1 protein-coding gene is annotated in these 327 nt (G+C 64.8%); it reads right to left on the minus strand.

Features of this window, described 5'->3' with window-relative positions; translation table 11 throughout:
• Nucleotides 1-327: biotin/lipoyl-containing protein (locus H928_RS33675; protein ID WP_306729958.1), on the minus strand; the 327-nt coding region annotated here is incomplete at both ends.

A 327-nucleotide genomic window follows, 5' to 3' on the forward strand; every position in this document is an offset into this window, starting at 1 on the left:
GCTGCCTTCCAAGATTGCGACCAGATCACCGACATTGATGGTGTCGCCAATCTTGACCTTGAGCTCCTTGACCACACCAGCGGCGGGCGATGGGATTTCCATCGAGGCCTTGTCGGACTCGACGGTGAACAGCGACTGCTCTTCGGTGACGGTATCGCCCACCTTGACCAGCAGCTCGATCACGGCCACATCCTTGAAGTCACCGATATCGGGGACTTTCACTTCGACCGGGCCCGAGGCCACAGGCGCAGCAGCAGCCTGGGGTGCAGGCGTAGGAGCAGCCGCAGGAGCGGTTGCCGCAGCGGCGGGGGGCGGGGGCGGGGGGGC

Source organism: Comamonas sp. B-9 (assembly GCF_000410635.1).
Taxonomy (GTDB): Bacteria; Pseudomonadota; Gammaproteobacteria; order Burkholderiales; family Burkholderiaceae_C; genus Comamonas.